The organism is Streptococcus penaeicida (genome assembly GCF_002887775.1).
GTDB classification, from domain to species: domain Bacteria; phylum Bacillota; class Bacilli; order Lactobacillales; family Streptococcaceae; genus Streptococcus; species Streptococcus penaeicida.
In genome coordinates this window covers 1-250 of sequence record NZ_LOCM01000080.1, presented here as the reverse complement: position 1 = coordinate 250, position 250 = coordinate 1, and the positions used below count along the sequence as shown (strand labels likewise).

1 pseudogene is annotated in these 250 nt (G+C 32.4%); it reads right to left on the bottom strand.

Annotation, left to right across the window (positions count from 1 at the left end):
* Positions 1-51 precede the first annotated feature (51 nt).
* A pseudogene (locus AT575_RS10715) lies at positions 52-250 on the bottom strand (helix-turn-helix domain-containing protein); the annotation flags it as partial.

Sequence of the window (250 nt, the reverse complement as noted above, 5' to 3'; positions counted from 1 at the left end):
TCTCGAAATAATAAGTTGATTTAGCTAAGTTTACTGCTTTGAGAAGATATTTTATGTGATATCCTTTTTCTTTAAGTTCCTTGACGATTGCCGCTTTTTTCGCCTTGAGTAGCGCAGCTTCCTTTTTTGTGTCTCAAGGCGATTAATTTTTTTTATTGCTTCATTTTCTGTTTTTAAATAGGCTGTTTCAGCTCTTAATCTTATTAATTCTTCTCTTTCTGTAGGCGTTAAATCAGCTGGCTTATATTTT